Raw genomic sequence first — 24,659 nt, 5'->3', positions numbered from 1 at the left:
GCGGCGGCCGGGCTTCGGCCTGGACGCCCCGCCGACATCAGGAGCNCACCGTATGTCCCAGCCACCCGAGTACCCGCCGGGCGGGTACCCGCAGGGCGGTCACGACCAGGGTGGCCACCCCCAGGGCCAAGGCGGCTACGGCCAGGGTGGNCAGGGCCAGGGCGGCTACGGCCAGGGTCCGGGTCCGGGTGGCTACGGCCAGGGCCAGGGCGGCTACGAGCAGGGCGGCTACGAGCAGGGCGGCTACGGCCAGGGTGGCCAGGGTCCGGGTGGCTACGGTCAGGGCCAGGGCGGCTACGAGCAGGGCGGCTACGGGGCTCCGGCGCCTGGCTACGGACCGCCGCCCGGTGGGTACGGGGCGCCGCAGGGCTTCGGCGGCCCGGAGGGCTACGGAGCGCCGCCCGGCTATGGGGCTCCCGGGGGTTACGGCGGCCCCGGCGGATTCGGCCCGCCGCCGCCGTATGGCCGGCCGATCTCGAACTACCTCTGGCAGTCGATCGCCGTGACCATTCTGTGCTGCCTGCCTGCAGGGGTCGTGGCGATCGTCTATGCGACCAAGGTCGACGGTNGCCGGCAGATGGGCGACGTCAACGGGGCGCTCGACGCCTCGAAGAAGGCGCGGATGTGGTGCATCATCTCGGTGCTCGCCGGTGTGGCGTCGTTCGTCATCTTTCTCATCGTGGCCCTGGTCGGCGGTTTCGACAGCAGCTCGAGCACGTCGTACTCGACGCTCGGGCCGGCCGCGGTCTGAGGGCACTTCGCGGTGTCCAGTCCGCCCGGTGGTGAACGTCCGGATCCCTCCGGCGTCGGCCCGTCCTCGGCGTGGAACCAGCCCGTCGGCGACCCCGGCGATCCCGGCGACTCCGGCGATCCCGGACACCCCCGCTACGCCGACAGTCCCGGGACCACCGGCTGGCCGGACGGGTCCGGTCAGCCAGGCGGCTGGCCGCAGCCGGAGCCGGGCGGCGCCGTCGCGACGCCCGCCGCGGACCGGCCCATCCGGACCTACCTGTGGCAGTCGCTCGTCGCGACGCTGCTGTGCTGCCTGCCCACGGGGATCGTGGCGATCGTCTACGCCACCCAGACCCAGACCCGGCTGCAGACCGGCAATCTCGCGGGTGCCCGGGAGGCGTCGGGCCGGGCCAGGCGCTGGTGCATCATCTCGCTCATCGCCTTTGTGGTGGTCCTGCTGGTGTACGTCGTCGCCATCGTGATCACCGTGGCGATCGTGTCGCGCAACAACTGATCTTGCCGCCGTCCCGGTCCGTGGTCTCGCTCACCGGGGCGGGCGGGGCGGGACGGCCGCCCCCGGCGACCAGGCGGGATGCTCCCGGGCGGCCCACCAGACGGGCACCGTGCCGGTGCGCATCCCGACCAGTGCCACCGGGTCGTGGGCCGCCATCCACAGGTGCCCGACGACTCCGAAGAACAGGCCGTAGGCGAGCAGATCGTGCACGAACGTGGCGCCGGTGCGGTAGCCGACCGGAATCGGGCCCAGCGGCCCGGCCCCCCACTTCATGATCACGCCGGTGCCCAGCATCACGAGGGCGCCCCCCGCGACGAAGGCGGCGAACAGCTTCTGCCCGGCGTTGAACTTCCCGACGCCGGCCGCGATCCGGGCCCGGGCGGCGGCCCGCCGCCAGGAGCCGAACCGCAGGCTGGCACGCAGCCAGGCGCGGTCGGCCGCGGTGAACCGGTTGAGCGCCCGCAGGTCGCGGCGGTAGCCGGCCGAGGCGGCGGCGGCGAGCATGGGCACCGGCAGGGCGAGCCCGGCGTAGAGGTGAACGGTCTCGACGAGCGGGCGGCGACCGACCAGGCGGGCCAGCGGCGGTAGGTAGAGCGTGGCGCCGGTGAGCAGGCAGCAGCCCATCAGGGCCGCCGTCCACCAGTGCACCCACCGGGGCACCCGGCCGAACCGGCGGACCAGGCCCGCCGCGGGCGCGGGCAGGTCGGCGGGCGCCGGCGGCGGGTCAGACGGCTTCATCGGCCCGACCGTTCGACCGGCCGACCCAGCCGTCGACGTCGTACCCCTGGCGTTCCCAGTAGCCCGGAGTGACCGCGTCGACCACCTCGATCTCGCCCAGCCATTTGATCGACTTGTAGCCGTACATCGGCGCCACGTACAGCCGGACGGGCCCGCCGTGGTCGTGTGTCACCGGCGCGCCGAGCATGGTCAGGGCGACCAGGACGTCCGGTCGGGTGGCCTGGTCGAGGGTGAGGCTCTCGGTGTAGAGGCCGTCGAAGGACCGGAAGGTCAGCGCGGTGGCGGCGGGCTGGGCGCCGGCCGCCGCGAGCAGGTCGCGCAGCAGCACGCCCGACCAGTGCACCGCCCCGACCCGCCAGCCCGTCACGCACTGGAAATCGCGCACGAGGGTCGTCTGCCGCATCCGGCCGAGGTCGGCCAGCGTCAGCGTCAGCGGCCGATCGACCAGGCCGTGCACGCGCAGCCGGTAGTCGTCCGGGCCGAGCCTGGGGACGCTGGAGGTCACTGTGTAGTAGCGGAAGCCCCCGATGGGCACGAAGTCGGACAGCCCCGTCGGGTCCTTCTCCCGGATCGGGGTGACCACCCGCTCGACGGCACGCTCCACCGGCGCTCCGAACACGACCCCCGCGGCACCGAGGGTGATCATGCTGAGGACGACCCGTCGTCCCACCGGCGAGCCATCGGATGCCACACCATCCAGTGAACACCGCCACCGGCCCGGCCGGCCGCCGCGCCCGAGATCGACAGCGTTCCGTAAGCCCCGGGCCGCCGTCAGCCCGGGCCGTTGCGACCCCCGACGGCGGCCAGGACGCTCAGCAGGACGACGCCGGCGGCGGTCGCGGCCAGGCACCAGGCACGGCAGCGCCGGGAGGCCAGCCGCGCCCCGGCCACGTCGCCCCGGGCGAGCCGGTCGCTGGTCCGCAGCGAGTACACCAGCCCGAACGCCCCGACCGGCGCGCACAGGATGGTCGCCACGATGGACAGTCCGAGGTGGTTGCGGACCCGCACGGCCCGGTGGCTGGGCGCCCGCCGCTGCGGCAGCCGATCCCCGCCGCTCGCCCGCGTGCGGGCCGGCGGCCAGACCCGGGGATCCCGCGGATCGGGTCGCGGATCCGGCCCGCCCCGGGGCCCGCCCTCGGACTGGACGCCGTTCCCGCCTCGGGTACTGCTCGCGCCTCGGGTACCGCTCGTGCCTCGGGCACTGCTCTCGGTGCGGAGGCCGAAGCCGATGCGGAGGTCGAAGTCGGTGCCGGGGCCGGAGGCGGAGGCGGTGCCGGAATCGGAGCGGATGCCGGAACCGGTGCGGAGAACGGAGCCCGTGGGGGTGGCGGCTGCGCTGGCCGGCCGAACCGGCGGATACGCCGACCAGGCTGCCCGGCGGTGGGGATGGGTGCCCGGCCCCTGGGACCGGCTCGTCGGGTAGCCGGTCGAATAGTGGTGGCCGCTGGAGAAGAAATGGTGGCCGGTGGNGTCCCCGCCGCCCGCGACCCGGTGGGTGGAGCGCCGGGCCCGGACGTCCGCGGCTGGCGAGGTCGATGCGGCTGGTGGGTCCGATGCGGCTGGTCGGGTGGATGCGGGCCGCGGGGTGGCGCGTGCGTCCCGGTGCGGGCGGCCGGGGCGGCCGGTGCGGGCGTCGTAGTCGCCTCGCCACTTCTCGAGCAGCTCGTGCGATGCGACGATGAGCTGCATCGCGCGGATCGAACCGGGATGCCGGCTGCTCGGGTTGTCCGGGTGATGGGCGCGCACCCGGGCCCGGTAGGCGCGGCGGATCTCGGCGCGATCGGCGGAGCGNCTCACACCGAGGACGGCGTAGGCGTCGGTCCCGTCGAGTTCGCGCAGGAGCCGGTCGAAGGGGCTCACCGGGCAGGGCGATCGCAGCCGGCGGAGCGCCGCTGCCGTGTCGGAGGCGCCATCCGATCCCCTGTCGTCGTCGGCCGGGCACGTTAGGTGGTTATTATAGGCTTTGTCTGGCCCGCCGTCTGCTCTCATTGCATATGTGTGATCAGGCGGTGACATCCCGGCGCGACAGGGTGATCGCGCCCAGCAGGGCAGCCCCGAGCGCGTAGGCCGTCCCGACGAGCAGCGCCGTCCCGTAGCCGGCTTCGCTGACGCCGCCCTGGCCGATCGCGTCGAACACGAGGCCGGGCAACACCCGATTCGATGCGCCCCACGACTCCTGGATGATGTGCTCGATCGGGAACGTCCAGGCGACCCCGACCGCCAGGGTGAGCGCGGTCGAGCGCAGCACGAGCCCGAGCGCCGTGCCGGCCACCCCGAAGAAGGCGGCGGCGACCAGCGCGTTGAGGTAACCCGAGGCGAGATGCCGGACACCGTCGGCGCTCCACCAGGCGGACGTGTCGATCCCGCGCAGCGTCGCGACGACGTACCCGACGCCCACGCTCAGGACGACCGCGCAGATCAACGCCACCGCGGTCAGGGCCAGCGTCAGCGACATCCGACCGGCCAGCCAGCCCAGCCGGCGGGGTTCGCGCAGGAACAGCGTCCGCAGTGTTCCCTGGCTGTACTCGAGGGTGATGGTGATCGCGAAGACGAGGAAGACCAGCAGCCCGGTGAAGGTGCTGCTGCTGGTGAGGCCGAGAGCCATTCCGCCCGCCGTCGACACCTGTCCGGTGGTGACGTCGAAGCCTCCCGAGCCGCCGGCGCCGGCGGCACCGGGTTCGCCGGCATCGGCCAGGCCGAAAAGCAGAGCGGTGGACAGCACGCTGAGGACGGCGAGAATCGCCATCGCGACGGCGGTGCTCGGCCGCCACAGCTTGATGAGCTCGGCGTGGAAGGAACGTCGGGCTGCCAGGACGAGGTTCATCGCGAGATCTCCGGGTCGGTCGTGACGGGCGTGGGCGGCAGGACGGCGGCGTCGGCGCGGGACTGCGCGACCAGGCTCTGGTAGCGGTCCTCCAGGCTGGGTCGGCGCGGCGAGATCTCGATGAGGGTGATGCCACGGTCCGCGGCGGCCCGGTTGATGNCGGCGAGCAGGCGAGCGTGCTCCCGGGAGTCCNGCGCCATGCTCAGGCTGGCGACGACGTCGTGGACCCGGCGGACCGCCGGCACGGACAGGCCGGCGAGCAGGTCCGCGACCAGCGCGACGTCCTCGTCGTGTTCGGGGCGCAGCACGACGTCGTGCGCGCGGGTGGCCATCAGGCTCTCGGTCGGGCCCTGGTACGCCAGCCGGCCGCCCTCGACGACGATCAGCCAGTCGCAGATCTGCTCCACCTCGGCGAGCAGGTGCGAGGAGATCAGTACCGTGCGGGTGCGTCTCGGGCCGCCGGACGCGGCGGGCGCACCGGACGGGGCCTCCGCCAGCGTGCGGATGAGCTCGCGCATCTGGCGGATGCCGGTGGGGTCCAGGCCGTTCGTCGGCTCGTCGAGGATCAGCAGGTCCGGGTCGGCGAGCAGGGCGGCGCCGATGGCGAGCCGTTGCTTCATGCCCAGCGAGTAGGACCGGACCCGGTCGCCGCCGCGGCCGGCCAGGCCCACCTCGTCGAGGATGCCGTTCACCCGGGCGGGATCCTGGCCGCCGAGTACGGCGAGCGCGGTGAGGTTGCGAGCCCCGGACAGCGCCGGGTACAGCGCTGGACTCTCGATCAGCGCGCCCACCCGGGGCAGGTAGGCGGCGGGCGTGTGCAGCGGCCGCCCGAGCACGGTGCCCCGCCCGCCGCTGGGGCGGACCAGGCCGAGCAGCATCCGCAGCGTCGTGGTCTTGCCGGCGCCGTTGGGCCCGACGAAGCCGGCGACGACCCCTTCGGGAACGGCGATGTCCAGTCCGCTGACCACGGTGCGCCGGCCGTACCGTTTCGTCAGGCCGCGGACGTCGATGGCGAGACGGCGATCCGGGTTCGCTTCGCCCAGGGCCCCGCCGGGCCGGTGGACGGGGACCTCGATCGGAACGTGCGGGTCGGCCGCCGCGGTGCGCCGGCCTGTGGTTGTCGTCATGCCGATCAGAGTGCCGGCGCGACCGGGGGACGTCGTCCGTCGACGGACGACACCGGCGTACGCAAATGAGCGTGGCCCAGCGGTGTTCTCGGTACGCGCAGACGCGGGCCCGGTCCAGGCCGGGTCGGCTCAGACCAGGCCGGCTCAGACCAGGCCGGCCTGGTTGGCCAGGACGGCGAGCTGGGCCCGGTCGCGGGCGGCCAGCTTCACCATCACCCGGCTGACGTGGGTGCGGGCCGTCGCGGGGCTGATCACCAGCCGGGCGGCGATCTCGTCGTTGGACATCCCATGACCGACGAGGCTCATCACCTCACGCTCACGTACGGTGAGCCCACTCAGATCCGGGGCCGTCACGGCCGGTCGGCGGGCGAACGTCTCGATGACGAGCCTGGTCACCGTGGGCGACAGCAGCGACTCGCCCGCCGCCACGACCCGGATCGCCCGCAGCAGGTCCGCGGGCTCGGTGTCCTTGAGGACGAAGCCCGAGGCACCGGCGCGCAGGGCCTCGAAGACGTACTCGTCTACCTCGAAGGTGGTGACGATGACGATCCTGGTCGCGGCCAGTCGCGGGTCCGCCACGATCGTCCGCAGCGCCGCCAGGCCGTCGACCACCGGCATCCGGATGTCGAGCAGCACCACGTCCGGCCGGGTGGCCCGGACGATTTCGACGGCAGCCCGGCCGTCCTCGGCCTCGCCGACGAGGTCGAGATCGTCCTCGGTCTCGATGAGGACCCGCAACCCGAGCCGGACCAGCGGCTGGTCGTCGGCGATCACGACCCGAATCACGCGCGGACCTCCGCCTGCTCGCGGCGCAGCAGCGGCAGCTCGGCCCGGACCTGCCAGCCGCCGTCGGATCCCGGGCCGGCCGACAGGACCCCGCCCAGTTCCGCGGCGCGTTCACGTAACCCTGTCAGTCCCTGGCCACCCGGCCGCTGGCTGTCGGGGAGTGCGTTGTCCGCCCGCGCTGATCCGCCCGCGCCGAACGGTCCGGACAGGTCCGAACGTTCGGCGGGCGAGGGCCGGTCGGACGGCTGTGACGGCTCGGGCCGCTCGGGCCGGTCGGACGGCTGTGACGGCTCGGACGGCTCGGGCCGGTCGGTGACGTCGAGGGCGAGCCGGCCTCCCGCAGTGGCCAGGGCCACCCGGACCCGGGTGCGGCCCGGCGGCGCGTGGCGCAGGACGTTCGTCAGCGACTCCTGGATGATCCGGTAGGCGGCCAGGTCGAGGTCGGCGGGCAGCCCGGTCAGTAGGTCGCCGTCATCCTCGGTGACGAGCTCGATGGGAACACCGCAGAGTCGCACCTCGTGCAGCAGGGTCGGCAGTCGGCCCAGCCCGGTCAGCGGCGGCTCGGGCAGCGGGCTCGCACGGGCCGTGACGAGGGAACCGACCGAGCCGGCCCGAGTGGCCGCGTGCGGGCGGTCGTCGGCCGCGCCGGTGCTGCCTGCGACGGTCCCGCCGCCGATGGTCCCGCCGCCGACGGTCCCGCTGGCGGCGGTGCTGTTGGCGGTGGTGCTGTTGGCGGTGGTGCTGACGCCGTCGCGCTGGCCGTCGCCGACGACGGTTGCGCCGCCCTGCTGGCCGGCGCGGGTGAGGGCGAGGGTGGAGCGCAGCTCGTCGAGCGCGTCGACGCTCGTGCGGCGGATCGCTTCCAGGGCTACCTGGGCCTGCTCGGGCCGCNGGTCCAGCACGTGCAGGGCCACCGCGGACTGCAACGAGATGACCGACAGGCTGTGCCCGACCACGTCGTGCACCTCGCGCGCCATCCGCAGTCGTTCCTGCTCGATCCGGCGTCCGGTCGCCTCCTGGGCGGCCTGGGCCGCGGCGAAGCGGTTCAGCCGGATCAGCGCGCCGACCAGCGCCGGCGCGCTGCACAGCGTAACCCCGCCGACCATCTCGAACACAAACCCCCAGCCGCCGGTGGCGTAGCCGCGGGCATCGCCCACGGCCGACCCGGCCAGCAGGGCGACGTTCGCGACCAGCACCGCCCGCCAGGACGTGCGCCGATCATGGTGCAGGCCGACGGACAGTGCCGCCACGACCAGTGGAGTGACCGCCGGGCCGTGCGGGTAGCCGGCGGCGAAGTACGCACCGAGCAGCAGGCTCGTCGAGAGCAGCATCACCAGCGGGACGCGGCGGCGTAGCAGGACGGTCCCGGTGAGCAGGATGAGCAGCACGAAGGCCGGCGCGTCGAGGGCCCGGGCGGGTGGGACCTGGTCCTGGGCGGCACCGTTCGACCCGCCGATGACCACGGCGGCAGTAGCGACCAGAGCCGTGACGTCACACACGGCACGCGGGGNCCCCCAGCGTCGCGCCCCTGGGCGACCGGGCGGCGGCGAAGGGCGTGCGAGCGCCAGCGCCCGTCCGGCCGCCGACCTGTCCGTGCTCGTCATTGACATTGACGGTAGCGAGCCGGTGGCGTCGGGACATCCGTCGGTGGACGTACTCGACGTACCTGTCCCGACGTACCTGCCGTGACCGACCTGTCCCGACGTACCTGCCCCGACCTACCTGCCGCGGCGTGCCGACCGCGAGGCGCCCGGCTTGTTACGCTCCCGACCGGATCCGGTCGCCGCCGGGCCGGCCGTAGACTGCGCCCACGGCGGCGACCGGATCCGGTGGATGCCGTCGGCGGGGAGGCCGCATGCTCGTGTCGGGAACGCCGCCGACGTTGCTGTCGCTGTGGTATCTGGCGGCCTGCCTGGCCGAGCGGGGCGATCGGCTGGAGTACCGCCACCCCCTGGTCGCGGTCCGCAACGCGAACAACCTGGTCGTCGGCGGCCTGGACGTGGTGCGAGGCGAGCCGGTGGCGTCGGCGGTCATCCGCGGGGATGGCTGGTGGTCGCGCGCGGTGCTCGGCACCGCCGCCGCGGCCCTTCCGCCGATCGACGGCCAGGTGCTCACCGGGCTGTGGGCGACTTTCCAGGGCAAGGCGGGCGCGGTCGCGCTGCTGCCGTCCGAGCTGCGCTATGCCCGGATCGAGGCGGCGGCGGCTCGGGCGGGTATCCCCGCCACCCTCGCCGGCCGGCTGTTGAGCTGGTCCGACGCGGTCGTGGAGCACTTCCGCCGGCAGCCGGTGGCCGGATGATCATCGCCATCGAAGGCGTCGACGGAGCCGGCAAGAACACGCTGACCGGCAGGCTCGTCGCCCGGCTCACCGACTCCGGGCGCAGCGTGGCGACCCTCGCCTACCCGCGATACGCCGCCGAGCCCCTCGGCCCGGCCATGCGCGGGCTGCTCGGGGGCGACGCGCGGCTCGCCCCGCTGGCCGCCCTCCCCCGCGCCACGGCGATGATGTTCGCGCTCGACCGGGCGGCGTCGCGGCCCGAGCTCGACGCCCTGACCGACGCCAACGACGTGGTCATCCTCGACCGGTACATCGCGTCGAACGCCGCCTACGGCGCGGCGCGGCTCCCGGCGGCCGAGCGGGCCGGCTTCCCGGCCTGGGTCGCCGATCTCGAACTTGGCTCGCTGGCCCTGCCGGCCCCCGACCTGCAGGTGCTGTTGCGGGTGCCGGTCGCCAAGGCGCGGGCGGGCGCGGCGGCGCGGNCCGGCGACGACCCTGCCCGGCCGCTGGACGCCTTCGAGGCCGACGGCGGCCTGCAGGAGCGGTGCGCGCGGATGTACGAGGACCTGGCGGCCCGGAACTGGATCTCACCCTGGTTGATCGTCGACCGGGACAGCGCTGTCGGCATCATCGAGGGGTGGCTCGGCGCGCTGCTGCGCTGATCGCGTCGGCGGGCCGGCGGGCCGGCGGGTCGGCGGGTCAGCAGTCGACGAGGCAGCTCGGCAGGACGATCGGCGGCACCTGCACGACGACGCCGGAATCGGCGCGCGAGCCGTGGCCGCGCGGCGCGGGTGTCGGGGCGTGGTTCGACCCGGACGGGGCCACCGCGGTCAGGGCCGGCCGGCCGGTGCCCGCGGTGCTGCCGGCACTCGGGCCGGCGGAGACCGGGTTCGGCGCCGACGGGTGCCGGACGGTGGCGGGCCGAGGCGGGGACACCGAGTCCTTGCGCCCGCCCGACGGCGAGGTGGTGCCTCCGCCGGCCGCGACCGAAGCGGCGGCGGAGGGGCGGCCCGGGAGAGGCCGGCCGGGAAGGGGCGCGGCGGTGGTGCCGCCGGTGGCGGAGGGGGTCGGCTGTCTGGCGCCGACCGCGTCGTCTGGCGCGGCGGCGCCGCGCTGCCCGATCAGCACCGCGACGGCCACGGTGGCGATGGCCACGATCCCCAGCGCGAGTTGCGGAAAGGTGATCCGGTGGAGGCTCCCTCGGTGCACGCTCACGCGGGCTCCATCCGTCGACGGCGGCGACGGCCGGACCGTAGCACGTGCCTCCCAGATCGGGACACTATCGCCTGATCAGGGCACTACGGACACTCGGTGAAGCCCGCCCGGACGGCTCCGGTCAGACGGCGGTCAACGCCTCCGCGCGCCGTGCCAACCGGGCCTGGGTCTGTTCGAACTTCGCCTGCTGCTGCGTGGCGGCCGCATCGAGGCCGGCGAGGAAGGTGGCGACCTCCTCGCGGNCCCGTTCGCCCTCGGCGTCCAGTCCCGTCAGGTCGAAGAAACGCCACTGGCGCAGGATCGGCGTCACCACGTCGTCATGGTGGATGCGCAGGTTGTAGATGCCGGCCCGGGCGATCTGGATGGCCTTGCGGCCGAAGTCGCGGATGCCGACGCCGGGCATCTCGAAACCGAGGATCTCGTCCCGGATGGCCTCCACCGTCCGGGAGGGGGCGATCTCCAGCGCGGCGGCCACGAGGTTGCGGTAGAAGATCATGTGCAGGTTCTCGTCGGCGGCGACGCGGGCCAGCAGCTTCTCGGCGACCGGCTCCGCGCAGAAACGACCCGTGTTGCGGTGGCTGACCCGGGTCGCCAGCTCCTGGAAGGACACGTACGCCATCGACTGCAGCGGCGTGATGCCGGGCCGGTCGAAGCCCCGGCTCATCTGGTACATGCGGTCACGTTCGAGGGCGACCGGGTCGACCCCCCGGGTGACCATCAGGTAGTCGCGCATCGCGATCGCGTGGCGGCCCTCCTCGGCCGTCCACCGGTGCACCCAGGTGCCCCAGGCGCCGTCCCGGCCGAAACCCTCCGCGATGACCCGGTGATAGCTCGGGAGGTTGTCCTCCGTGAGCAGATTGACCTCGAAGGCGATCTGCGCCGCCTTCGCCAGGGATGACTGGCCGGGCTCCCAGGGAACGGTGTCGAAATCCCGGCCCAGGCTCCAGGGGACGTAGTCGTGCGGCATCCACTCGGTGGCGATGCCGAGATGCCGGTTCACGTTCGCCTCGGCGACGGGCTCCAGCTCGCGAATCAGCTCGGTGTCCGTGAGTGATCTCATTGGGAGACTGTTCCAGACTGGACGCCCGTCAACCATGTCCCACGGGTGTGGATTCCCGCTCGCGAGACTGTTCCGGCCGGCCAGTTCGCCTGCGCGACCAGGACTTTCACCACCGGGCCGAGGGCGGGCCGGCCGACGTGCGTTTCCGGTCCCTTCACATGGAACTCTCACGATGCTCCGATGAACTCGACATCCGGACCGGACCCGGACCAACCCGGACCCGGGCCGGCCGGTGGGCCGCCGGGCCCCGGCCACGGGACATCGAGGGAGCCGGACATGGTGGCAGCAGCTCCGCGGGTGCTGGTCGTCGACGACGAGCCCAACATCGTCGACCTGCTCCGGATGGCCCTGCGCTTCCACGGCTTCGACGTCCTGACCGCGGCGACCGGGCGGGCCGCGCTGGAGCTCGCGGTCCAGGCCCGGCCGGACCTGATGATCCTCGACGTGATGCTGCCCGACGTCGACGGCTTCGAGGTCTGCCGGACCCTGCGGGCCGGCGGTCAGAGTGTGCCCGTCGTCTATCTCACCGCCCGGGACGCCCACCGAGACAAGATCGCCGGCCTGACCTACGGCGGGGACGACTACGTCACCAAGCCGTTCGCGGTGGACGAGCTGGTCGCCCGGGTGCGGGCCGTGCTGCGCCGAACGTCCCCGCCGCGGCCCGAGCCCGCGCCCGACCCGCCGGCCATCCTTCGCTTCGCCGATGTCGAACTCGACCCGGACACCCACGTCGTCCNCCGGGCCGGCGAGCCGATCGAGCTGTCGCCGACCGAGTTCACCCTGCTGCGATACTTCCTGACCAACCCCAACCGGGTGCTGTCGCGGGCGCAGATCCTCGACGCGGTGTGGAGCTACGACTTCGCGGGCGAACCGACCGTGGTCGACCAGTACGTCAGCTACCTGCGGCGCAAGCTGGGCCGGCACGGGCCGTCGCTCATCCACACGCAGCGCGGCTTCGGCTACGCGCTGCGCCTGCCCGCGGCGGGGACCGACCGGTGACCCTGCGACTGAAGCTGATGGCCGGGCTGGTGGCGCTGTGCGCTCTCGGCCTGACCATCGCCGGCACGGCGAGCGCGTTCGCGCTGCGCTCCTACCTCTACGACCGCGTCGACCAGCAGCTCGGCCGCGCCGAGGTGCTCGGCCGGCTGCCGGTCGGGACCCTGCTGACCCGCCCGTCGATGCTGGACCGGGCCGGGGTGCAGCGAGCCCTGGGCCCCACCGACTACCTGGTGGAGATCCGTCGGCCCAACGGCACGGTGCTGCGGGTGGCCGGCTCCGCGAGCCCCCCGCCGCCGGCCACCCCGCTGCTGGACGTCGTCGGACGGTCCGGCGTCGGACCATCCGACGTCGGACGGTCCGGCGCCGGCGGTGCGGGCGGTGTTGCCGGGACCGGGCCGGGCTCGTCGCGGCGCCCGGTCCCCTTCACCGTCGTCTCCGATCACGAGCGCTACCGGGCGGTGCAGCGCACCTTCTCGGGTGGCACCCGGGTGCTCGTCGCGCTGCCGCTGCGGCCGGTCGCGGACACGGTGCGCCGGCTGGTGCGCATCGAGCTGGCGGTCGGGGCGGCCGTGCTCGCCGCGGTGGCCGCCCTGGCCTGGCTGTGGCTCACCCGTGGCCTGCGCCCGCTGCGGCAGATGGTCGACACCGCGGCGGCGATCGCCGGCGGCGACCTCGACCGGCGCGTGCCGGCCGGGCCGCCCAGCTCCGAGACCGGGCAGCTCGCCGCGGCGCTCAACGCGATGCTCGGCCAGATCCAGGCCGCGTTCGCCGCGCGGGTGGCCTCCCAGGAGCAGGTGCGCCGGTTCGCCGCGGACGCCTCGCACGAGCTGCGCACGCCGCTGACGTCCATCCGCGGCTACGCCGACCTGCTGCGCGCCGGGATGGTGCCGCCGGACGAGGCCGACCAGGCGCTGCGCCGCATCCAGCAGGAGGCGGCGCGGATGGGCGACCTCGTCGACGACCTGCTCTATCTCGCCCACCTCGACGAGCAGCGGCCGATGCGGCGGGCCGCGCTCGACCTCGCCGACCTCGTCCGCGACGCCGTCGCCGACCTGCGCGCCGTCGCCCCCGACCGCCCGGTGCGCGCCGAGCTCCCGGCGAGCTGCCCCGTCCTCGGCGACCCGGACGCACTGCGCCAGCTCGTCGGCAACCTGCTCACCAACGCCCGCGTCCACACCCCGCCCGACGCGGCCATCGAGGTGCGCCTGCGCGACGTGCCCCCACCGGCCGCCGGGTCCGCAGGATCACCCCACCCGGCCGGGCCGGGTGGATCGGGGGGCCGTCCTGAACCTCCGCCAGGTTCCGGCGGGCCGATGCCGCCCGGCGGCGCCGTGCTCGACGTGATCGACCACGGGCCGGGCCTGCCGCCCGAGGTCGCCGACCACGTCTTCGACCGTTTCTACCGGGCCGCGGACAGCCGGGCCCAGGGCCGGGGCGGCAGCGGGCTGGGCCTGTCGATCGTCGCGGCGACGGCGCAGGCCCACGGCGGCCGGGTCGAGGTCACCAGCGCCGTCGGCGCCGGCAGCACCTTCCGCCTGATACTGCCCCCGCAACCGGTCGCAGAGAGGCACGAGATCAGCAGCTTCCGGGTGGCACCGTCGGCCTGACCGCGCCGGATGGCGCCGGGGCCGCGACGTCGTAGAGGCGGGCGAGGGCGGCCGCGGCGCGAGCCAGGGCGGCGCGTAGCTCGGGGGGATCGAGTACCTCCAGCTCGGGGCCGAGTGCCAACAGCTCGCCCTGCGCGTGGCGGACCGACTCGATCGGCAGCCGCGCGCGGACCCATCCGTCCGCCTCCGGCGGCCCCGCGCTGTCCCGGATGCTCCGGCTGACGGCCGGTGGCAACCGGTGCGGCGCCAGCGCGAACCCGGCCGGCGACAGGCGCACCGTCGCCGTCGCCCGATAGACCTCCGCCTCGTAGCGGGCTGTCCAGGCGGCCCAGTAGGCGGCGAGGTCGAAGTCGGGCGGCCGGTCGAAGCCCTCCCCTGTCGGCGTCAACGACAGGATCTTCCCGACCCGGTACACCCGCGGCCCGGTGGGCACGCCGTCCACTCCGATCTCCTCGCCGTCGCGGCTGCCGTCCGCGTCCAGGGGCACGGCGGCGACCAGGTACCAGATGCCGCTCTTGAGCACGACGCCGAGCGGGTCGAGGACGCGATCGACCTCCCGGGGGGCCCGCCAGCGCCGGTAGGTGACCCGGAGGCGGCGCTGCGCCCAGACCGCGTCGGCCACCTCGGCGAGCAGGGGCGTCTCCTCGGTCGCCCGGAACCAGCCGGGCGCGTCGAGGTGGAAGCGCTCGCGCACCCGGCCGGCCCGCTCGCGCAGCGGCTCCGGCAGCGCCGCCAGCAGCTTCAGCTCGGCCGCCGCGAGCATCGCGCCGAGGCCCAGCTCGGCGGCGGCCCCCGGCATCCCGGCGAGGAAGAGCGAGTCGGCCTCGTTCGCGGTCAGTCCCGTCAGCCGGGTCCGGTAGCCGGCGAGCAGCCGGTAGCCGCCGGTGACCCCGCGGTCGGCCAGCACCGGGACGCCGGCCTGCGCGAGGGAGTCCAGATCCCGATGGACGGTCCGGACGGACACCTCCAGCTCGTCGGCGATCTGGCGCGCCGTCAGCTTGCCGCGCGTCTGCAACAGCATCAGGACGGACAGCAGGCGGCTGGCACGCACGCCCGCATTCTCGCGCGCCAATCCTGACAGAGGAAGTCAGGTATCCCGCCCAGGATGGGTGGCGCAGGCAACACCAGCAGGTCCGAGAGGAGATGACCATGACGGGAACGGAGACGGTCGCCGGCACTGTGGCTGAGGAGCCGGCCGCTGAGGAGTCGGCCGCCGAGGAGTCGGCTGCCGAGGAGACGGTGGTCGAGGCGGGCGTGACGCCGACGGTGTGGGCCGGGCTGATGCTCGACTGTCCGGATGCCCGGGAGCTCGCCACCTTCTACGGCGAACTGACGGGCTGGGGCGTCGGCGGCGCCGACGACGAGGGCGCCTGGGCCTACCTGACTCCGCCGGGCACCACGCTCACGTTCGGATTCCAGCGGGTGGCGGACTACCGGCCGCCGCGCTGGCCGGACCAGGAGGTGCCGCAGCAGTTCCACCTCGACTTCCGGGTCGCGGACCTGCCCGCCGCGATCCGCCGGGCCGAGGAGCTCGGCGCCACCCAGGCGGAGTTCCAGCCCGGCGGCGAGCGCTGGCGGGTACTGCTCGACCCCGCCGGGCACCCCTTCTGCCTGTGCCCGCCGGCCCCCCACCGACAGGGCTGACGCCGAGTCCGGGGTGATTCCCCCGCGCGCCGACGCCGTTGCGCGGGGGAGTCAGCCCATGGTGCGGGCGCCGTCGAGGGACTCGCGCAGGATGTCGGCGTGCCCGCAGTGGTGGGCGGTCTCGGCGATGAGATGCAGCAGGACCTGCCGCACCGACCAGCTCGCGCCGGGCTCGAACCAGGGCGCCACGGGCAGCGGGTGGGCGTCGTCGAGGTCCGCGACCTCGGCGACGATCCGTTCGGTGCGGCGGGCAACCTCGTCGAAGCGGTCGAGCATGCCGGCCAGCGTCTCCCCGGGCAGCAGCCGGAAGCCGTCGCGGAACTCCTCCTCGCGGGCCGTCATGTCGCCGTCGAACGCCGCGGCGCCGACGAGGACGAAGTTCAGCCACCGCTGTTCCACGACGGCGACGTGCTTGACCAGGCCGGCGAGGGTCAGCTCGCTGACCGTGGTGCGCCGCGAGGCCTGCTCGTCGTCGAGGTTCTGGACGGTGAACCGGAGGAAGGCGCGGCGCCGGGCCAGGTTCGCCAGCAGGTCCGCGCGCTCGCCGGTGAGCGCGGGCGGGGCGGGGTCCGCCGCCTGCTCGTCGGTCCCCGTGCTCGCAGTGGCTCTGGTCGCGCTCTCCATGGCGGGGCCCGCGCTGGTCGGGCTTGCTGTGGTCGAGATGGNTGTGGTCGAGATCGCCGTGGTCGCACCGGTTTGCGTGGTGGTCATCGCCTGTCGCCCTTCGTTGTCTGTCTGATGAGGTCACGCTAGGGGTCATTGCGGTCAAGTCCTGACCTCAATCGGATGGCAGGCCTTGGCTGGATGGGTCGCACAGCTCGTGGCGGGCGGGGGCCGGCTGGACGGCGTGGCCCGGTTCCGCAGGGAACGCCATGATCACCGAGGGTGGGTGCGGAGGCGTGGTCCGGTTCCGCACCATGATCGGTGGAACCGGAATCGGGGCCCGGCTGTGGGGTGCGGTTCCGCGGAACACCGGAATCGCTGGGGTCTAGGCCGGGGCTGCTGGGCCGGGGCTGCTGGGCCGCGGAGGCGAGTCCGCGTTCACCATGCTGACGCCCTACTGAGCGTAGGGGACTTACTCGTCTGGGTCTAGGACAGGGCGTAGACGCGGCGGGCGTTGTCGGCGCAGACGAGCCGGGCGATCCGGGCGGCGTCGGCGGCGGTCCAGGCATCGTCGTCGACGCCGTCGGCGAGGAAGGCGGCCAGGCCGCGGCGGAACAGGGTCGCGCCGAGCAGGAACAGCTCGCCGAGGGCGTAGGCGTCGGTGGAGAACAGGAACTTGCCGAACGGGGCGAGTTCGAGGGCCTGCGCGATCAGGCCGATGGAGCCGCGACCCGTGTTGTTGATCGCGAGCCCCAGGTCGAGGTGGACGTTGGCGAACACCTGGGCGAGGTAGGCGGCCTCGCGGTGGAACGGATAGCAGTGCAGCAGCAGGACGGCGACCTCGGTCGGCGCGATCGCCCGCAGCAGGCCGGTGAGCAGCAGCGGGTTGCCGCGGGCGAGGTCCAGATCGGCGTCGCCGTAACCGACGTGGATCTGTACCGGCAGCCGCGCCTCGACCCCGCACCAGATCAGGAACGAATGCAGGACGGGGTCGTGCAGCCGGATCGCGGCGCCGCCCCGGATCTCGTTGATCCAGGTACGGGTGGCGGCGGCGACCTCCCGATCGGTGGGTCGCCGCGCCGGCAGGGCCAGTCCGGCCCGGTAGGCGGCGACCGACTTCACCGCGACCGTCGACGGGGTGCGTTCCGCCAGCCGGGCGCGCACCGTGTCGGCGAGGTGGGTGACCCCGATCTGTCCGGTGAGCACGTCCACGGCCGCCCGTTCCGCGATCCGTTCGAGGCGCACGACGTCGAGACCCCGCCCGCCGGCGAACCCGGCGAGGTCCTCGGCGCCGGTCAGCGGCTCGGGCTGGAAGCCGGCGTCGACGCAGAAGGTGCTGATGCCGGACGCGCCGAGCAGCCGCCGGTGCACCTCGGCGTGGCCGAGCTCGGCCCGCCGCTCCAGGTAGGTCTCGGGGTCGGCGTGCGGCGGAAGGTCGAGCGCCGGGGCGCACCAGCGCCGCAGGGCGAGGCCGATCTGGCTGTCGAACAGCGTCGTTCCGGGTGGACCGGGCCGATCGGCCTCGGTGAGCATGCTCTCGAACTCCGGGCGGGTGAGGTCACGCCGGACGAGGCCGTGGCAGTGATGGTCGACGAGCTCGAGGTCGACGAGTCCGTGGTCGACGAGCTTGAGGTCGACGGGCCCGTGGTCGACGGGCCCGTGATCGACGAGGTCGGGTCCGCCGACACCTCCGGAGCGCCCCATCCCTGACTGATCCCCACGGGACGGCGCGGTCATGCCTGGCCACGGCAATCACCTTGAGTAACCATTCTCTGTGCGCGGCGCCTGTGGATAACATGTGGATTACTTTGGCCTGCCTGGGGACAGTCGAGCCGAACATCAGTGATGTTGGCGTATTTTCAGATCTTCTTGCCGAGGCGAAAGCTGTGGACAACTCCTCGGACGGTCGCCCGATGCACAGTGGGCATCTCCGGTGGGATCGCAACTCAATCTTACTGTCAGTGACAGTCGGACCGGTGTGGGCGGGGTCTCGTCCGGCGTCTCNCCCGACATGGAGTCCGCTGACGCGCGAGCATGGTGCCAGGCGAGAGCCACCCGTGGTCGGATCCGTGGGGAAGGCGACATCCGTGGGACAGCGATATCCGTGCCGCACGCGGCCTCCGCGGGAAGGCCGATCATGAACGACCCTGCGTGGGACCGCGCCGCGCCGCGGATCAGCGCCACCGGCGGCCGCGAGCGCGACCGGCTCGCCGCGGCGGCCCGGCATGCGGCGACGAACCTGGAGGTCCGCGGCGTCGTCTGCGTCGCCTGCACCTTCGTCGACAACAGCGGCATCACCCGGATGAAGGGCGTGCCGGTGGGCCGGCTGGACGCGGCGGTGGTGTGGGGCGTCGGCGCGTCCCCGGTGTTCGACGCGTTCGGCGCCGACGACGGGATCACCGCCGGCCGCGTCGCCGGTGGTCCGGTCGGCGACCTGCGGCTGCATCCGGACCTGGACCGGCTGACCGCGCTCGCCGCCCAACCCGGGTGGGCGTGGGCGCCGGCGGACCGCCGTGATCAGAGCGGTGTGCCCCATCCCCAGGACGCCCGGGAGCTCGTCCGGGTCGAGACGGCGCGCCTGGCCGCACGCGGGCTACGGGTGGCGATGGCCTTCGAGATCGAATGGNCTGTCGCGCCGGCCGGTGCCGACGGGTTCACCCCCGCCGCCGGCGGCCCCGCCTACGGGATGACCCGCGTCGCCGAGCTCGGCGACTATCTCCGCGACGTGGTCGCGGCGCTGACCGACGAGGGGCTCGTCGTCGAGCAGATCCATCCCGAATACGCGGCCGGCCAGTTCGAGGTCTCGGTCGCCGCGCAGGACCCGCTCGCCGCCGCCGATACCTGCGTGCTGGTGAAGGAGACTGTGCGCGCGGTCAGCGGGCGCCACGGCCTGCGCGCCTCGTTCGCGCCGAAGGTCCTCGCCGACGGCGTCGGCAACGGCGGGCACGTCCATCTGAGCCTGTGGGGCGAGGATGACGGCGAGGACGGGGGCGGCGCGGCGCCGGGCGCCGGGTGGAACGGCGGTAGTCGGGTCAACCTGATGGGGGGCGGGGACGGCCCGGGCGGACTGACCGCGGCCGGCGAGGCGTTCACCGCCGGGATCCTCGCCCGGCTGCCCGCGTTGATGGCGCTCGGCGCGCCGAGCGTGGCCTCCTATCTGCGGNTGGTGCCGTCCCAGTGGGCGAGTGCCTATGCCTGCTGGGGGTTGGAGAACCGGGAGGCTGCGCTGCGGATGATCCCCGGCCCGCCGGCGGCTGCGGGCCGGGCGGCGAACCTGGAGATCAAGTGCTTCGATCTCGCCGCCAACCCCTACCTCGTGGCGGCCGGGCTGCTCGCCGCCGGGCACGCCGGCCTGGACGGCGAGGCGCGGCTGCCCCCGCCCGTCGACGTCGACCCGGCCTCGCTCGACCCCGCCGAGCGGACCCGGCGCGGGATCGTCCGGCTGCCGACCGACCTCGGCCTGGCCGTCGCCGCCTTCGCGGCCGACGACGTCCTGCGCCGCGCCTGCGGTCCGGCGCTGCACGACACCGTCGCCACCGTCCGGCGCGCGGAGATCGACCGGTTCGCCGATGCCGACGCGGCTACCGTCGTGGCCGCCACCCGCTGGCGCTACTGATCCCGCCGGGGCTTCAGGTGAGGCGGTGCAGCCCGGCGGTCTGGAGGGCCCGCTCCAGGTCGTCCACGCCGAACGCCTCGACCGGGCCGAGTGCGCCGACGTGACGAACCGTGCCCGCGGCGAGGTGCCCCGCCATCCAGGCCATGATCCGCCCGGTGAACGTGTACGGGTCGTGGCCGGCCAGCGCGACGGTGGCGAGCTCCCGGCCGGCGCCGTCGCGGGCGCAGGCGATCACCCGAACCCCGGCGCGCGCCCGGCTCGGGGCGTCCGGGCCTCGCCCGCTGGTCGACCGGGCGGCGCGGGCCAGCGCGCCGAGCGCCGCCCGCGTCGGCGGCAGGCGCCGCAGCCCGGCCAGCGGGAACGACAGCGCCTGCGCCGCCCGGGCGCCGCCACCGCCGCCGAAGTAGGTGGCGACGTCGGTCAGCGCCGGCGCCAGGCGGGGCAGCGTGATCGCCTCCCCGCCGGACCACAACACGGCCCGCCGGGCGCGCCGTGCCGCCCGGCCGGCGTCCACGGCCCGGTCGGCGGGGGTCGAGAAGGTGCGCGCCTCCCGGGCGAGGGGACGCTGCACGAGCCGGCCGCCGCGCAGGGCGAGGACGCCGTCGCCGAGCGCGGCCAGCAGCGTCGCCCGCGTTCCGCTGCTCATCCCCGTCGGGCCGGTGACGAGGTAGCCGACGTCGAGCCGGCGGGCCGCGCCGCCGGCCTGGTGCAGGGCCAGCGCGCCGGCCAGGTTGCCCGGCACGAACTCGAAGCCGGCGCCGGGCAGCAGCGCGCACCCGGCCGCCGCCGCCTGCGGCCCGACGTCGGCGAAGACGTGGCGCAGGAACGCCCCTTCGCCGGAGCAGTCGACGTAGTGCGCCCCCGCCGCGGCGGCGGCCGCCACCGCCGGGCGGCCGAGCTGGTCGAACGGGCCGACCGTGGAGACGAGCACGTCGCCCGCGTGCAGCAGCCGGCGCAGCGCCGCGGCGTCCCCGGCGTCGGCGACGGCGGTCGGCAGCCCGTCATGGCCGGCGGCGAGCGCGGCGACCCGCGGGCCGGCGCGGCCGGCCAGCACCGGCCGGTGCCCGGCCGCGACGAGCGCGGCGGTGACCAGCCGGCCCGTGTAACCGGTCGCCCCGAACACCACGATGGTCCCCGGCGGCGCGGAGTTCGGCGGCGCGGAGTCCGGTGGCGCGGAGTTCGGCGATTGCATGAAGTTCTCCGGCCGCGTGGGGGCACCGCCCGCTGCGGCCGCCGCCGTGCCGTGGTCCTTCATAGCGCCGTCCTTGTGGTGACGTTTGTCTGAACAGTCGAACGTGACCCCCGACACGTTGCTTTGGCGCGTGGGAGCGTCGGCCCCTCACAATGATGCGCACCCCGTCCGAGGAGGCGCGCGTGCGTAAGGTTCTGGTCGCAAATCGCAGTGAGATAGCCGTCCGCGTCTTCCGAGCCGCACAGGAACTAGGGCTGCGCACCGTCGCGGTCTACACGCCGGAGGACGTCTCCGCGCTGCACCGGACGAAGGCGTCCNAAGCCTACGAGCTCGGCGGGCCGGGCCATCCGGTGCGGGGCTACCTCGACATCGACGCGCTGCTCACGGTGGCCAAGCAGGCGGAGGCGGACGCGCTGCACCCCGGCTACGGCTTCCTGTCGGAATCGGCGGTGCTGGCCGAGGCGTGCGCGGCGGCGGGCGTGACCTTCGTCGGCCCGCCGCCGGCGGTGCTGCGGCTGACGGGAGACAAGGTCGCCGCGCGCGACGCGGCGATGGCGGCCGGGCTGCCGGTGCTGCGCGCGTCGGCGCCGCTGCCGGACGGGCAGGGCGCGGCGCAGGCGGCCGAGGAGGTCGGGTTCCCGCTGTTCGTGAAGGCCTCGGCGGGCGGCGGCGGGCGGGGCCTGCGCCGGGTGGAGCGGGCGGCGGACCTCGCCGACGCGGTGGCCAGCGCCTCCCGGGAGGCCGCGGCGGCGTTCGGCGACGGGACCGTGTTCCTGGAGCAGGCGGTGGATCGCCCCCGCCACATCGAGGTGCAGGTCTTCGCCGACTCCTACGGCAACATCATCCACCTGTTCGAGCGGGACTGCTCGGTGCAGCGCCNCCATCAGAAGGTCGTCGAGATCGCCCCGGCCCCGATGCTGGACGAGGCGATCCGGGCGAGCATCTGCGCGGACGCGGTTCGCTTCGCCCGGCACGTCGGCTACGTCAACGCCGGCACCGTCGAGTTCCTCCTCGGCGCCGACGGCCGGTACACGTTCATGGAGATGAACCCGCGCATCCAGGTCGAGCACACGGTCACCGAGGAGGTCACCGGCGTCGACCTTGTCGCGGCCCAGCTCCGCATCGCCGACGGGGNGAGCCTCGCCGACCTCAATCTCGGCCAGGAGCAGATCACGCTGCGTGGCACCGCGATCCAGTGCCGGGTCACCACGGAGGACCCGGCGGACGGCTTCCGGCCCGACACCGGGACGATCAGCTTCTACCAGTCCCCGGGTGGCCCCGGCGTCCGCCTCGACGGCGCGACCTACGCCGGCGCGGAGATCAGCCCCTACTTCGACTCGTTGCTGGTGAAGCTGACCGCGCGGGGCAGCACGCTGGAGAAGGCGGCTCGGCGGGCGCGCCGGGCGCTCAACGAGTTCCGGGTCCGCGGTGTCCGGACCAACATCGACTTCCTGGGGCGGGTGCTGACCGACCCCGACTTCCTCGCCGGCGGGGTGACGACGTCGTTCATCGACGAGCGCCCGGAGCTGCTCCTGCCCGGCCGGGGCACCGACCAGACCAGCCGGACGCTCGCCCGCCTCGCCGAGAGCACCGTCAACGGGTTCCGGCGACCGGCGACCGCCCTGGTCGACCCGCGCTCCCGGCTGCCCGAGCTGCCGCTGCTGCCCGACGGTCAGGGGGTGCCGATCGGCCCCGGCTCGCCCGCCTGCCTCGGGGCCGGGGCCGGGGCCGCCGGCGTCCAGGGGTTGCCCGGCGCGGGCGTCGCCGGCGTCGGGGTGCCCGCCGGCTCGCGGCAGCTGCTCACCGAGCTCGGCCCCGCCGGCTGGGCGGCGCGGCTGCGAGCCCAGGAGGCGCTGGCCGTCACCGACACCACCCTGCGTGACGCCCACCAGTCGTTGCTGGCCACCCGGCTGCGCAGCTTCGACATCCTCGCGGCGGCGCCGTCGTTCGCCGCCCTGACGCCGAACCTGCTCAGCCTGGAGGCGTGGGGCGGGGCGACGTACGACGTGGCGCTGCGGTTCCTGGCCGAGGACCCGTGGGAGCGGCTCGCGGCGCTGCGGTCCACCGCGCCGAACCAGTGCCTGCAGATGCTGCTGCGCGGCCGCAACGCGGTCGGCTACACGCCGTACCCGGACGACGTGGTGCGGGCGTTCGTCGCCGAGGCCGCCGCGACCGGCGTCGACATCTTCCGGATCTTCGACGCGCTTAACGACATGGAACAGATGCGCCCGGCGATCGAGGCGGTCCTGGAGACCGGCACGGCGATCGCCGAGGGCACCCTGTGCTACACCGGCGACCTGTCCGACCCCGGCGAGCAGATCTACACCCTCGACTACTACCTGCGTCTCGCCGAGCGGCTCGTCGCCGCCGGCGTGCACGTGCTGGCGATCAAGGACATGGCCGGGCTGCTGCGTCCCGCCGCGGCGGCGACGCTGGTCACCGCTCTGCGTGAGCGGTTCGACCTGCCCGTCCATCTGCACACCCACGACACCGCCGGCGGCCAGCTCGCCACCCTGCTCGCCGCGTCCGCGGCCGGGGTGGACGCCGTCGACGCCGCCGCCGCGCCGATGTCCGGGGGCACCAGCCAGGTGAACATGTCGGCGCTGGTCGCCGCGACCGACCACACCCCGCGGGCGACGGGGATCGCGCTGTCGGCGCTGTCGTCGATGGAGGCCTACTGGGAGGCGGTGCGCGACCTGTACGCGCCGTTCGAGGCGGGCCTGCGGGCGCCGACCGGGGCGGTGTACCGGCACGAGATCCCCGGCGGGCAGCTCACCAACCTGCGCCAGCAGGCGATCGCGCTGGGGCTCGGGGAGCGCTGGCCGGCCGTGCAGGAGGCGTACGCGGTCGCCAACGAGCTGCTCGGCAAGCCGATCAAGGTGACGCCGACCAGCAAGGTCGTCGGCGATCTGGCGCTGTTCCTCGTCGGTGGCGGGGTGGACGTCGCCACACTGCGGGAGCATCCGGAGCGCTTCGACCTGCCCGCGAGCGTGCTGGGCTACCTCGCCGGGGAGCTCGGCACGCCGCCGGCCGGGTTCGCCGAGCCGTTCCGGGAGCGGGCGCTGGCCGGCCGCCACCCGGCGCCCCCGTCCGCCGACCTCGACCCCGCCGACGCCGCCGAGCTCGCCGTCCCCGGCGCCCGGCGCCGCGCGGCGCTGTCCCGACTGCTGTTCCCCGGCCCGTGGAAGGACTACCTGGCCGCCGCCGACAGCTACGGCGACTCCTCGCTGGTCCCGACGGAGGCCTACCTGTACGGGCTGCGGCCGGGCGCGCCGGTGGCCGTCACGCTGGAGCCCGGCGTCGAGATCATCATCGAGCTGGAGACGCTGTCCGAGCCGGACGACGCCGCCATGCGAACCCTCTACCTGCGGGTCAACGGCCAGCCCCGCCCGGTCCGGGTCCGCGACAACTCCATCACGGCGACGACGGCCTCGGCGCGGCGCGCCGACCCGGCGGACGCGAACCAGATCGGTGCCGGGCTGCCCGGCATCGTCACCTTCACCGTCGCCGCCGGGGACGCCATCACCCAGGGCCAGAAGCTCGCGGTGGTCGAGGCGATGAAGATGGAGGCCGCCGTGACCAGCCCCGTCGCCGGCACCGTCGGCGAGCTCGTCCGCGCCAGCGGCGACTCCGTCGAGGTCGGCGACCTCCTGCTCGTCGTCCGCCCCTGATCAGAGGGCTCTCGACTTCGCACCCGCAGGGCCCGCCGCGCGATCCCGGCGGC

20 protein-coding genes and 13 pseudogenes are annotated in these 24,659 nt (G+C 74.5%); 17 read left to right on the top strand and 16 right to left on the bottom strand.

Annotated features, from left to right (window positions below):
* Positions 1–472: 472 nt before the first annotated feature.
* The 3 genes and pseudogenes from FF86_RS62820 to FF86_RS19940 all read left to right on the top strand — a co-directional run.
* Positions 473–568: pseudogene (locus tag FF86_RS62820) on the top strand (CD225/dispanin family protein); the annotation flags it as partial.
* Between the two features lies 1 nt (position 569).
* A partial coding sequence (locus FF86_RS52985; RefSeq protein ID WP_242419116.1) for a CD225/dispanin family protein occupies positions 570–751 on the top strand: 182 nt, incomplete at its 5' end.
* A gap of 12 nt (positions 752–763) precedes the next feature.
* On the top strand, positions 764–1,246 hold the full coding sequence (locus tag FF86_RS19940; protein WP_044886270.1) for a CD225/dispanin family protein: 483 nt from the start codon (positions 764–766) through the stop codon (positions 1,244–1,246).
* Positions 1,247–1,276: 30 nt separating this feature from the next.
* Here the strand turns inward: FF86_RS19940 and FF86_RS19935 are convergent, their stop codons facing one another.
* The 9 genes and pseudogenes from FF86_RS19935 to FF86_RS67180 form a co-directional block, all read right to left on the bottom strand.
* Positions 1,277–1,984 (bottom strand): cytochrome b/b6 domain-containing protein, encoded by a 708-nt coding sequence (locus FF86_RS19935; protein ID WP_044886271.1) that lies wholly within the window; start codon positions 1,982–1,984, stop codon positions 1,277–1,279.
* Positions 1,971–2,630, bottom strand: coding sequence for a molybdopterin-dependent oxidoreductase (locus FF86_RS19930; protein WP_173667312.1), 660 nt, complete (start codon positions 2,628–2,630; stop codon positions 1,971–1,973). Before FF86_RS19930 ends, FF86_RS19935 begins: the two co-directional genes overlap by 14 nt.
* Positions 2,631–2,755: 125 nt before the next feature.
* Positions 2,756–2,959 carry a CD225/dispanin family protein gene (locus FF86_RS52980; RefSeq protein WP_242419128.1) on the bottom strand — a complete coding sequence of 68 codons (204 nt, stop codon included), beginning with the start codon at positions 2,957–2,959 and terminating at the stop codon, positions 2,756–2,758.
* A gap of 495 nt (positions 2,960–3,454) precedes the next feature.
* Positions 3,455–3,754 (bottom strand): annotated as a pseudogene (locus tag FF86_RS52975) (molecular chaperone DnaJ); the annotation flags it as partial.
* Between the two features lie 232 nt (positions 3,755–3,986).
* Entirely contained in the window at positions 3,987–4,808 is an 822-nt protein-coding gene (locus FF86_RS19920) for an ABC transporter permease (protein ID WP_044886274.1), read from the bottom strand.
* A gap of 193 nt (positions 4,809–5,001) precedes the next feature.
* The coding region (locus tag FF86_RS19915) for an ABC transporter ATP-binding protein (RefSeq protein ID WP_242419115.1) at positions 5,002–5,935 on the bottom strand (934 nt) is incomplete at its 3' end.
* Between the two features lie 144 nt (positions 5,936–6,079).
* Positions 6,080–6,721 carry a response regulator transcription factor gene (locus FF86_RS19910; RefSeq protein WP_044886275.1) on the bottom strand — a complete coding sequence of 214 codons (642 nt, stop codon included), beginning with the start codon at positions 6,719–6,721 and terminating at the stop codon, positions 6,080–6,082.
* Positions 6,718–7,612, bottom strand: a pseudogene (locus FF86_RS67185) (sensor histidine kinase); the annotation flags it as partial. The gene FF86_RS19910 and the pseudogene FF86_RS67185, both read right to left, overlap by 4 nt.
* 1 nt (position 7,613) lies before the next feature.
* The coding region (locus tag FF86_RS67180) for a histidine kinase (RefSeq protein WP_396229959.1) at positions 7,614–7,698 on the bottom strand (85 nt) is incomplete at its 3' end.
* 878 nt (positions 7,699–8,576) lie between these two features.
* Here FF86_RS67180 and FF86_RS19900 point away from each other — a divergent pair.
* From FF86_RS19900 to FF86_RS52965, 3 genes and pseudogenes are all read left to right on the top strand, one after another.
* Positions 8,577–9,020 carry a hypothetical protein gene (locus FF86_RS19900; protein WP_044886277.1) on the top strand — a complete coding sequence of 148 codons (444 nt, stop codon included), beginning with the start codon at positions 8,577–8,579 and terminating at the stop codon, positions 9,018–9,020.
* Positions 9,017–9,481: pseudogene (locus FF86_RS19895) on the top strand (dTMP kinase); the annotation flags it as partial. The gene FF86_RS19900 and the pseudogene FF86_RS19895, both read left to right, overlap by 4 nt.
* Position 9,482: 1 nt before the next feature.
* A pseudogene (locus tag FF86_RS52965) lies at positions 9,483–9,661 on the top strand (dTMP kinase); the annotation flags it as partial.
* 37 nt (positions 9,662–9,698) lie between these two features.
* Here the strand turns inward: FF86_RS52965 and FF86_RS19890 are convergent.
* From FF86_RS19890 to FF86_RS19885, 3 genes and pseudogenes are all read right to left on the bottom strand, one after another.
* Positions 9,699–10,214, bottom strand: a complete 516-nt coding sequence (locus FF86_RS19890; RefSeq protein WP_044886279.1) for a hypothetical protein — start codon at positions 10,212–10,214, stop codon at positions 9,699–9,701.
* A 121-nt stretch (positions 10,215–10,335) separates the two neighbouring features.
* Positions 10,336–10,456 (bottom strand): annotated as a pseudogene (locus FF86_RS52960) (acyl-ACP desaturase); the annotation flags it as partial.
* A 1-nt stretch (position 10,457) separates the two neighbouring features.
* A partial coding sequence (locus tag FF86_RS19885; protein WP_242419114.1) for an acyl-ACP desaturase occupies positions 10,458–11,274 on the bottom strand: 817 nt, incomplete at its 3' end.
* A 276-nt stretch (positions 11,275–11,550) separates the two neighbouring features.
* Here FF86_RS19885 and FF86_RS52955 point away from each other — a divergent pair.
* From FF86_RS52955 to FF86_RS19875, 3 genes and pseudogenes are all read left to right on the top strand, one after another.
* Positions 11,551–12,010: pseudogene (locus FF86_RS52955) on the top strand (response regulator); the annotation flags it as partial.
* 1 nt (position 12,011) lies between these two features.
* On the top strand, positions 12,012–12,273 hold a 262-nt coding region (locus FF86_RS52950; RefSeq protein ID WP_242419113.1), incomplete at its 5' end, for a winged helix-turn-helix domain-containing protein.
* On the top strand, positions 12,270–13,880 hold the full coding sequence (locus tag FF86_RS19875; protein ID WP_044886282.1) for a cell wall metabolism sensor histidine kinase WalK: 1,611 nt from the start codon (positions 12,270–12,272) through the stop codon (positions 13,878–13,880). The genes FF86_RS52950 and FF86_RS19875, both read left to right, overlap by 4 nt.
* On the opposite strand, the gene FF86_RS19870 is transcribed toward FF86_RS19875, so the two are convergent.
* A complete protein-coding gene (locus FF86_RS19870; RefSeq protein ID WP_044886283.1) occupies positions 13,849–14,931 on the bottom strand; it encodes a YafY family protein in 1,083 nt (360 codons plus the stop codon). The two genes, FF86_RS19875 and FF86_RS19870, sit on opposite strands and share 32 nt — an antisense overlap.
* Before the next feature lie 98 nt (positions 14,932–15,029).
* Here FF86_RS19870 and FF86_RS19865 point away from each other — a divergent pair, with 98 nt between their 5' ends.
* Positions 15,030–15,524, top strand: a complete 495-nt coding sequence (locus FF86_RS19865; RefSeq protein ID WP_082122022.1) for a VOC family protein — start codon at positions 15,030–15,032, stop codon at positions 15,522–15,524.
* A gap of 51 nt (positions 15,525–15,575) precedes the next feature.
* Here the strand turns inward: FF86_RS19865 and FF86_RS19860 are convergent, their stop codons facing one another.
* Positions 15,576–16,187 (bottom strand): DinB family protein, encoded by a 612-nt coding sequence (locus FF86_RS19860; protein ID WP_396229956.1) that lies wholly within the window; start codon positions 16,185–16,187, stop codon positions 15,576–15,578.
* Positions 16,188–16,613: 426 nt separating this feature from the next.
* Positions 16,614–17,831 carry an amidohydrolase family protein gene (locus FF86_RS19855; RefSeq protein WP_082122014.1) on the bottom strand — a complete coding sequence of 406 codons (1,218 nt, stop codon included), beginning with the start codon at positions 17,829–17,831 and terminating at the stop codon, positions 16,614–16,616.
* A gap of 433 nt (positions 17,832–18,264) precedes the next feature.
* Between FF86_RS19855 and FF86_RS52945 the strand changes: the two are divergent.
* From FF86_RS52945 to FF86_RS52935, 3 pseudogenes are all read left to right on the top strand, one after another.
* Positions 18,265–18,753, top strand: a pseudogene (locus FF86_RS52945) (glutamine synthetase); the annotation flags it as partial.
* Between the two features lies 1 nt (position 18,754).
* A pseudogene (locus FF86_RS52940) lies at positions 18,755–19,290 on the top strand (glutamine synthetase); the annotation flags it as partial.
* A gap of 1 nt (position 19,291) precedes the next feature.
* Positions 19,292–19,743 (top strand): annotated as a pseudogene (locus FF86_RS52935) (glutamine synthetase); the annotation flags it as partial.
* A 13-nt stretch (positions 19,744–19,756) separates the two neighbouring features.
* On the opposite strand, the gene FF86_RS19845 reads toward FF86_RS52935, so the two are convergent.
* Positions 19,757–20,998, bottom strand: coding sequence for a saccharopine dehydrogenase NADP-binding domain-containing protein (locus tag FF86_RS19845; protein ID WP_052681207.1), 1,242 nt, complete (start codon positions 20,996–20,998; stop codon positions 19,757–19,759).
* A gap of 119 nt (positions 20,999–21,117) precedes the next feature.
* Here FF86_RS19845 and FF86_RS52930 point away from each other — a divergent pair.
* The 4 genes and pseudogenes from FF86_RS52930 to FF86_RS19840 form a co-directional block, all read left to right on the top strand.
* Positions 21,118–21,252 (top strand): annotated as a pseudogene (locus FF86_RS52930) (biotin carboxylase N-terminal domain-containing protein); the annotation flags it as partial.
* A 1-nt stretch (position 21,253) separates the two neighbouring features.
* A pseudogene (locus FF86_RS52925) lies at positions 21,254–21,814 on the top strand (biotin carboxylase N-terminal domain-containing protein); the annotation flags it as partial.
* Position 21,815: 1 nt separating this feature from the next.
* Positions 21,816–22,069, top strand: a pseudogene (locus tag FF86_RS52920) (carbamoyl phosphate synthase); the annotation flags it as partial.
* 1 nt (position 22,070) lies between these two features.
* On the top strand, positions 22,071–24,606 hold a 2,536-nt coding region (locus FF86_RS19840), incomplete at its 5' end, for a pyruvate carboxylase (RefSeq protein ID WP_242419111.1).
* Positions 24,607–24,659: the final 53 nt, after the last annotated feature.

This window comes from Frankia sp. CpI1-P, from assembly GCF_001421075.1.
GTDB lineage: Bacteria > Actinomycetota > Actinomycetes > Frankiales > Frankiaceae > Frankia > Frankia torreyi.
This window is presented reverse-complemented; position numbering and strand designations above follow the sequence as displayed.